6 protein-coding genes and 1 pseudogene are annotated in these 8,524 nt (G+C 67.6%); 5 read left to right on the top strand and 2 right to left on the bottom strand.

Annotated elements, in window-relative coordinates; translation table 11 throughout:
- The 5 genes and pseudogenes from ENN83_RS11710 to cysE form a co-directional block, all read left to right on the top strand.
- Positions 1-208 (top strand): annotated as a pseudogene (locus ENN83_RS11710) (peptidase); the annotation flags it as partial.
- Positions 209-211: 3 nt separating this feature from the next.
- A complete protein-coding gene (locus ENN83_RS11705) occupies positions 212-4,108 on the top strand; it encodes a baseplate multidomain protein megatron (protein ID WP_287187236.1) in 3,897 nt (1,298 codons plus the stop codon).
- The gene (locus ENN83_RS11700; RefSeq protein WP_287187235.1) at positions 4,101-4,820 is read left to right on the top strand and encodes a DUF2793 domain-containing protein; all 720 of its coding nucleotides are present in this window, start codon (positions 4,101-4,103) and stop codon (positions 4,818-4,820) included. Before ENN83_RS11705 ends, ENN83_RS11700 begins: the two co-directional genes overlap by 8 nt.
- 85 nt (positions 4,821-4,905) lie before the next feature.
- Complete coding sequence (locus tag ENN83_RS11695; RefSeq protein WP_287187233.1) at positions 4,906-5,133, top strand: hypothetical protein; 228 nt, start codon at positions 4,906-4,908, stop codon at positions 5,131-5,133.
- A gap of 202 nt (positions 5,134-5,335) precedes the next feature.
- On the top strand, positions 5,336-6,148 hold the full coding sequence (gene cysE, locus ENN83_RS11690; RefSeq protein WP_287187231.1) for a serine O-acetyltransferase: 813 nt from the start codon (positions 5,336-5,338) through the stop codon (positions 6,146-6,148).
- 53 nt (positions 6,149-6,201) lie between these two features.
- On the opposite strand, the gene ENN83_RS11685 is transcribed toward cysE, so the two are convergent.
- Positions 6,202-7,524, bottom strand: a complete 1,323-nt coding sequence (locus ENN83_RS11685) for a pyruvate dehydrogenase complex dihydrolipoamide acetyltransferase (RefSeq protein ID WP_287187229.1) — start codon at positions 7,522-7,524, stop codon at positions 6,202-6,204.
- A gap of 11 nt (positions 7,525-7,535) precedes the next feature.
- On the bottom strand, positions 7,536-8,524 hold a 989-nt coding region (locus tag ENN83_RS11680; protein WP_287187228.1), incomplete at its 5' end, for a pyruvate dehydrogenase complex E1 component subunit beta.

Raw genomic sequence — 8,524 nt, 5'->3', positions numbered from 1 at the left:
GCCAGTAGCGGACGCGGCCGTTGGAGACGTCATCTTGTTCCGTCTGCGCGAGGCGGGTGTTGCCAAGCATCTGGGCATTCAGGGCGCGATCGGCGCGCGGGCGAGTTTCATCCACGCCTATCACGGCCACGGGGTGGTCGAGAGCCCGCTCTCGACGCCATGGGCACGCCGCATCGTGGCTCGGTTCGCGTTTCCCGAAAGGACTTAGACCATGGCAACAATCGTTCTGTCCGCAGCCGGTGCGGCGGCGGGCTCCGCTTTGGGCGGCTCGGTACTGGGGCTGTCGAGCGCGGTGATCGGCCGGGCTGTCGGCGCGACGATCGGCCGGGCGATCGACCAGCAATTGCTCGGAACGGGCTCGCAGGCGATCGAGACTGGCCGCGTCGAGCGGTTTCACCTGACCGGCGCCAGCGAGGGGGCGCCGGTGACCCGGCTCTGGGGGCGATCGCGGCTGTCGGGACAGGTGATCTGGGCCTCGCGCTTCAAGGAGCGGGTCAAGAAGTCGGGTGGCGGAAAGGGTGCGCCGTCGCAGCCCAAGGTCCGCGAATACAGCTATACCGTCAGCCTGGCGATTGCGCTTTGCGAGGGCGAGATCGCGCGGGTGGGCCGGATCTGGGCCGATGGGACCGAGATCGCCCCCGACGAGATCAACATGCGGGTCTATTCGGGCAGCGAGGACCAGTTGCCCGACCCGCTGATCGAGGCGGTCGAAGGCATGGGCCAGGCGCCTGCCTATCGCGGCATTGCCTATCTGGTGATCGAGGAACTCGATCTGGGCCGGTTCGGCAACCGTGTGCCGCAATTCTCGTTCGAGGTAGTGCGCGCGGCGGCGGGCGAGGTCGAGGACCTTGCCCATCTCGTTCAGGGGGTCGCGCTGATCCCGGGCACGGGGGAATATGCGCTGGCGACCACGCCCGTCCATTTCGAGGATGCACCGGGCGTCGTACGTTCGGCCAATGTGAACACGCCGGGCGGCAAATCCGACCTCGCGGTGTCGCTGGACATGCTGCGGGGTGAGTTGCCGCGCGTGGGGTCGGTGGTGCTGGTGGTGAGCTGGTTCTCGGGCGATCTGCGGGCGGGTATGGCGCGCATCGCGCCCGGCGTCGAACAGGACGATATCGATGGCAAGCCGATGCGTTGGCGTGTGGCGGGGCTGTCGCGGGACGAGGCCAATGTGATCCCGCGCATCGAGGGGCGGGCGATCTATGGTGGCACGCCGTCCGACCAAAGCGTCATCGAGGCAATCAAGGCGCTCGCCGAGGGCGGGCAGGAAACGGTGTTCTACCCCTTCATCCTGATGGATCAGCTTCAGGGCAATACCTTGACCGATCCCTATTCCGGGGAAGAGGGTCAGCCCCATCTGCCCTGGCGGGGACGGATCACGCTGTCCTTTGCGCCGGGCCATCCGTTCTCGCCCGATGGCACTCATGAAGCCGCTGCGGAGGTTGCCGATTTCTTCGGCTCGGCCCGGCCGGAAGACTTTGTCTTCGATGGCCAGACGGTCCGCTACACTGGAAACGACGGTTGGAGCTATCGCCGATTCATCCTGCATTACGCTCATCTCTGTGCTGCTGCGGGCGGGGTGGGGGCGTTCTGCATCGGGTCCGAAATGCGCGGGCTGACCACGATCCGCGGCCCGGCCAACAGCTTTCCCGCGGTCGAGGCGCTGCGCGCGCTGGCAGCAGATGTCCGCGCGGTGCTGCCGGGTGCGAAGATCGGATATGCTGCCGACTGGAGCGAATATTCGGGGTATCAACCCGCCCATCAGCCGGGCGACCGGTTCTTCCACCTCGACCCGCTCTGGGCCGACCCGAATATCGATTTCATCGGCATTGACAATTACATGCCGCTCTCGGATTGGCGCGAGGGTGAGGAGCATGTGGATGCCCATTGGGGTGCGATCCATGCGCTCGATTATCTGAAGGCCAATATCGAGGGCGGCGAGGGCTACGACTGGTATTATCCCAGCGTCGAGGCCCGCAATGCGCAGATCCGGGTGCCGGTCACCGACGGAGCGAATGGCGAGGCCTGGGTCTGGCGCTACAAGGATATCCGCAGCTGGTGGGAGAACCCTCATCATGACCGCGTCGGTGGCGTTCGGCAGGCCGTGCCGACGCCTTGGTTGCCGCGCTCGAAACCGGTCTGGTTCACTGAATTCGGCTGTGCCGCTGTGGACAAGGGCACCAACGCGCCGAACCTGTTCGTTGATCGGAAATCCTCCGAGAACGCGCTGCCGCCCTTTTCGACCGGGGCGCGCGACGACCTGATCCAGCACCAGTATCTTCGCGCGGTTCTGACCTACTGGGCCGACTCTGCGAAGAACCCGGTGTCGGACGTCTATGGTGGGCGGATGATCGACCTCTCCCGCGCTCATGTCTGGGCCTGGGACGCCCGGCCTTTCCCGCATTTCCCGGGCAACCGAGAGCTTTGGGCGGATGGTGACAACTACGCTCGCGGTCATTGGCTGAACGGACGGGCCTCGGCGCAGGCCCTTGATGCCGTGGTCGCCGAGATCTGCGCGGCAACGGGATTGGAGCCCCCGAATGTCGAGCAGCTGTACGGGCTTGTGCGCGGTTACGCGGTGACGGGCAACGACGGTGCGCGCAGCGCGCTTCAGCCCCTGATGCTAGCCTATGGCGCCGAGGCGGCCGAGCGCGAGGGGAAGCTTGTCTTCTTCAACCGCAACGGGCAGCCCAAACGGGTCATCGATGCGGGGCGTCTTGTGGCAACCGAGCGGTCGTCCTCTGCGATCGAACATATCCGCACCCCCGAGGCCGAGACCGCCGGGCGGGTCCGTCTTTCCTTCATCGAATCCGACGGTGCCTACGAGACCCGCGCCGCAGAGGCGATCCTGCCCGATGAAAGAAGCCGCACGGTCGCCTCCAGCGAACTGGCCCTGGTGCTGACTGGCGGCGAGGGGCAGGCGGTGGTCGAGAGATGGCTGGCGGAATCCCGCGTCGCGCGCGACCGGGCCCGCTTTGCATTGCCGCCCTCGATGATGGAGGTCGGGCCGGGTGACGTCCTGCGCTTGCCCGGCGGCGATTTCCGCGTCGACCGGGTCGATCTGTCGGGTGCGCGCGAGATCGAGGCAACCCGCGTCGAGCGTGGTCTCTACCCGCCGCCGAACCGCGATGAAGCGCCGGTGCGGCAAGCGCCCTTCGTGCCCCCCATGCCCGTCCATCCCGTGTTCCTGGACCTGCCGCTGCTGACCGGCGAAGAGGTTCCGCACGCGCCACATCTGGCGGTAACGGCAACGCCCTGGCCGGGCACCGTCGCAGTTTATGGCGCCGTCGGCGATTCGGGCTACGAACTCAACACGCTGATCGGCCAACCCGCGACTATCGGCGTGACCGAAAATCCGCTTGCCGCCGCCGCGCCTGCGCGCTGGGATCGCGGGCCGGCACTTCGCGTCAGACTCGCGTCGGGGGCGCTGTCCTCCGTGGGGCTGGCCGAATTGCTGGCGGGGGCGAATGCGGCTGCGATCGGCGATGGCAGTTCCGGCAACTGGGAGATCTTCCAGTTTGCCCGCGCGGATCTTGTGGCGCCCCTGACTTACGATCTGCGCCTCAGGCTTCGCGGTCAGGCAGGGACCGACGGGTTGATGCCCGCGCTCTGGCCGGCCGGCAGCCTGGTGGTGCTGCTCGATGGAGGGCCGACACAGATCGGCCTGCCGCTATCGGCTCGCGGACTGGACCGCAATTACCGGATCGGTCCGGGCTCTCGTCCCTATGACGATGCCTCTTTCACGCATGTCGTTCAGGCGTTCGACGGGATCGGCCTCAGACCTTTTGCGCCCTGCCACCTGATCGCACGGCCCGATGGGCAGGGTGGCCTTGCCATTGTCTGGATCCGTCGGACCCGGATCGACGGGGACAGCTGGGCCTCGGTCGAGGTGCCGCTGGGTGAAGCGCATGAGGCCTATCACCTGCGCGTGGTCGGCTTGGGCGGCAAGGTTCTGCGTGAGACCACAACCCGGGCGCCAAGCTGGAACTACACCGCGCAGATGCGGGCGGCGGATGCCGGGGCGCAGCCCGTCGCCGTCGAGGTGGCGCAATTGTCCGACCAGTTCGGACCTGGACCCTATCGGAGGATCGTGATCGATGACTGAAACCGCCAACCTTTCCCTGCCGCTGTTGCAGGCTGCACAGGCCCAGAAGCATGTGACCGTAAACGAGGCGCTGGTGAAGCTTGACGCGCTGGTGCAACTGCGACTGGAAAGCCTCGGCCTTGCCGCGCCGCCCGCCGACGCCCATGACGGCCAGGCGTGGGGTGTCGCGGCTGGCGCCTCCGGAGACTGGGCCGGGCAGGTGGGCCGCATCGCGATCGCCGACAATGGGGGCTGGATCTTCGCCGAACCTCTCGCGGGCTGGCGCGCCTGGATCGTCGATACGGATAGCGAGATGCGCCATGACGGGACCCGATGGGTGCCTGTTGCGACCTGCGGGGCGGTCTCGCCCACGGGGGCGGCCTTCGCGACCCGGGTCTTGGAATTCGACCATCCGATCTCGGCAGGGGGGGCGCAGCCGACGACGCAGATGATCCCCTCGCACGCGATGGTCTTCGCGGTTACCGCACGGGTGATCGATCCGATCTCCGGAACGGTCCAGGCCTGGAGCCTCGGGAGCGAGGGGGCGCCCGACCGTTTCGGGAGCGGGCTGGGGACCGGTCTGAACTCCTATGCCTTGGGTGTTCTGGGCCAGCCGATGACCTATTACGGGCCCGAACCCCTTGTGCTGACCCCTCTGGACGGAACCTTCGCAGGCGGCAAGGTGCGGTTTGCAGTTCATTATGCCGAGTTCGCTCCGCCGGGGGTGGTCTAGGCCGATGCGCCCGGTTCTTCCTGGCGACGCGGTGGCCGCCGCGCGGGCGCTTTTTGCCTGTCCTCCCGGTAAACGCACCGCATCCATGGCGCTGATGCTCGAGCGTGCCGAAGCGGCGGACGCATATCGCAAGCGATTTGGCCGCGCGCATCCGGCCTGGGGCAACGGTTCTCTCATGGCGCTTGCCCAGCGGGAGTCCCTTCCGCCAGAACCACTGCTCGACGATCCCGACTATTGCCGCTGCCTGGCGCTGGTCTTCGCCACACTCGCGGATCGCCGAGCTGCCACGAAGACGCCGCGTGGCCTTGCCTGACCACGGGTCGGGTGCGGTCTGGTCCTGCTGGTCCTGCGGATCCCATTCCTGCCCCATGACGCCCTGGCCCCGCTCCTTGCCGGGCCGGGGGATCCCGCGTAGCTTCTCCCCGGCCTGAAGATCTTGCGCGCTGCGCCATGTCCGGGCTTTGTCTTCGCCGACGCGCTGGTGTAGCCTGTCGCGCGAAAGGAAGGGGACGCCTATGGGCAAGACGAAACCGCGCCTGACCAAACTTGATCCGGTCTGGGAACGCATCTGCCACGAGGCGGCCGCGGCCGTCACGGACGAGCCCCTGCTGGGCGGGCTGATGCATTCCAGCCTTCTGCACCATGGCGGTCTTGACGACGCACTGGCCTACCGCTTCGCGCAGAAGCTCTCGTCCGGCGAGATGTCCGAGCAATTGCTGCGCGAGATCGCCGATGCCGCCTATGCGGCCGACCCCGGGCTGGGCAAGGCGGCCCGGGCGGACCTTATGGCGGTCTACGACCGTGATCCGGCCTGCCACCGCTATATCCAGCCGATCCTGTTCTTCAAGGGATTCCAGGCATTGCAGGCCTATCGCGTGGGTCACTGGCTCTGGCAGAGCGGACGGCGCGACATGGCCTATCTCGTGCAGATGCGCGTGTCCGAGGCCTTCAGCGTCGATATCCATCCCGCCGCCCGGCTGGGGCAGGGGATCATGATCGACCATGCCCATTCGATCGTGATCGGCGAGACCGCGGTAGTGGGCGACAATGTCTCGATGCTGCATTCGGTGACGCTGGGCGGCACCGGCAAGCAAGAGGGCGACCGCCACCCCAAGATCGGCAACGGCGTGCTGATCGGGGCCGGGGCCAAGGTGCTGGGCAACATCACGGTTGGCTGCTGCTCGCGCATCGCGGCGGGGTCGGTGGTGCTGCACGATGTGCCGATGAAATCGACCGTGGCAGGCGTTCCTGCCCGGATCGTTGGCGAGGCGGGCTGCGAGCAGCCTTCGATGACGATGGATCATCTGCTGGGTGGCGGCGACGTCTGAGTGCCGCGCCGCCGTCCGGGCGGGGTAATTCCGCCCGGCGCGCAGGGGGCCCGTCAGGCCAGCATGGCCATCGGGCTTTCCAGGCTGTCCTTGATCGCCTCGAGCAGTTCTGCCCCAAGCGCGCCGTCGATCACCCGATGATCGACGCTGAGGGTGACGGTCATCACCGTGGCGGCTTCGATCCGGCCCTCCTCGGTCACGACGGGCCGTTTCACGCCGGCACCAACGGCCAGAATCGCGCCATGGGGCGGGTTGATGACCGCGTCGAAACTGTCGATGCCGAACATGCCAAGGTTCGAGATCGCGAAGCTGCCGCCCTGGTATTCGTGGGGGGCGAGCTTGCGGTCGCGGGCGCGGGCGGCAAGGTCCTTCATCTCGGCCGAGAGCTGGCTGAGGGTCTTGGTCTCGGCGTCCCGCAGGACCGGCGTGAACAGACCGCCCTCGACGGCGACGGCCACGGCCACATCCGAGGGTTTCAGCTGAAGGATGCGGTCGCCGGCCCAGACGGCGTTGGCCGCGGGCACCTTCTGGAGCGCGAGCGCGCAGGCCTTGATGATGAAGTCGTTGACGCTGAGCTTGACCCCGCGATGGGCAAGCTGGGCGTTCAGTTGGGCACGGAACGCCATCAGCGCGTCGAGCCGGATGTCGCGGCGCAGATAGAAATGCGGGATCGTCTGCTTGGCCTGCGCCAGGCGGGCGGCGATGGTCCTGCGCATGCCGTCAAGCGGGACCTCGTCATGGGCGCGGTCGGCGTAGAGCCTGGCCACGGCCTGGGCATCCGGGCCCGCGGGCGAGGGGGATGCTGCGGCGGCCGGGGGAGAGGTCGGTGCAGCAGAGGCGGCCGGCTTCGGCGCAGTGCCGGGCTCTGCGCCCTCGACATCGGCCTTGATGATGCGGCCGCGCGGTCCCGTGCCCTTGAGCCCGGCGAGGTCGATCCCCCTGTCCGCGGCGATGCGGCGCGCGAGCGGCGAGGCGAAGATACGGTCGCCTGGGGGCGAGGTCGGCACGGGCGGGGCGGCGGCCGGCTTGGAGCCCCCTGCGGGGGCCGCCGCGCCGGCCACGTCGGCCCCTTGGGCCTCCGGGCGCAGCGTCGGCGGCGGCGTCGGCGCGCGGTCGGCGTCCGCGGCCTGCTCGCCCTCGGCGAGCAGCAGGGCGATCGGGGTGTTGACCCTGACGCCCTCGGTACCTGCGGGGATCAGGATCCGGCCCAGCGTGCCTTCATCGACCGCCTCGAATTCCATCGTGGCCTTGTCGGTCTCGATCTCGGCGATCAGATCGCCCGCCGAAATGGTGTCGCCCTCGTTCACCAGCCACCTGGCGAGCGTGCCTTCCTCCATCGTGGGCGAGAGCGCGGGCATCAGGATTTCGGTCGGCATGCCGCTCCTCCTCAGCGATAGGTCACGGACCTGGCCGCCTCGATGACCTCTTTCGTGGTCACGAGCGCCAGCTTTTCCAGGTTCGCCGCATAGGGCATGGGCACGTCCTTGCCGGTGCAGTTGATCACCGGCGCGTCGAGCCAGTCGAAGGCCTGCTGCATCAGCACCGCCGAGATGTGGTTGCCGATCGAGCAGACCGGGAAGCCTTCTTCGACGGTGACGCAGCGATTGGTCTTCTTCACGCTCTCGATGACGGTTTCGGTGTCCAGCGGGCGCAGCGTTCGCAGGTCGATCACCTCGGCCGCGATCCCGTCCTTCGCCAACGCGTCGGCGGCCTCCAGCGCGTAGGTCATGCCGATGCCGAAGCTGACGATGGTCACGTCCTTGCCCTCGCGCCAGATGCGGGCCTTGCCGAAGGGGATGGTGAAATCGTCGAGCTGCGGCACCTCGAAGGAGCGGCCGTAGAGGATCTCGTTTTCCAGGAAGATCACGGGGTTCGGGTCGCGGATCGCGGTCTTGAGCAGGCCCTTGGCATCGGCCGCGGAATAGGGCTGCACGACCTTCAGCCCCGGGATATGCGCGAACCAGGCGGCGTAGTCCTGGCTGTGCTGGGCGGCAACGCGGGCGGCCGCGCCGTTCGGGCCGCGGAAGACGATGGGGCAGCCCATCTGTCCGCCGGACATGTAGAGCGTCTTGGCGGCCGAGTTGACGATGTGATCCATAGCCTGCATGGCGAAGTTGAAGGTCATGAACTCTACGATGGGGCGCAGGCCGCCGAAGGCCGCGCCGACCCCGAGCCCGGCGAAGCCGTGTTCGGTGATCGGTGTGTCGATCACCCGGCGCGCGCCGAATTCGTCAAGAAGTCCCTGGCTGATCTTGTAGGCGCCCTGATATTCCGCGACCTCCTCGCCCATCAGGAAGACCGTCTCGTCGCGGCGCATCTCCTCGGCCATGGCGTCGCGCAGGGCCTCGCGGACGGTGGTGGATTTCATCCGGGTGC

Origin of the sequence: Rhodovulum sp. (assembly GCF_011048875.1) — a bacterium.
In the GTDB taxonomy this organism is placed as follows: domain Bacteria; phylum Pseudomonadota; class Alphaproteobacteria; order Rhodobacterales; family Rhodobacteraceae; genus Rhodovulum; species Rhodovulum tesquicola.
Note: the sequence above shows the minus strand (reverse complement) of the source record. Positions and strands in the feature narration are given on the sequence as shown.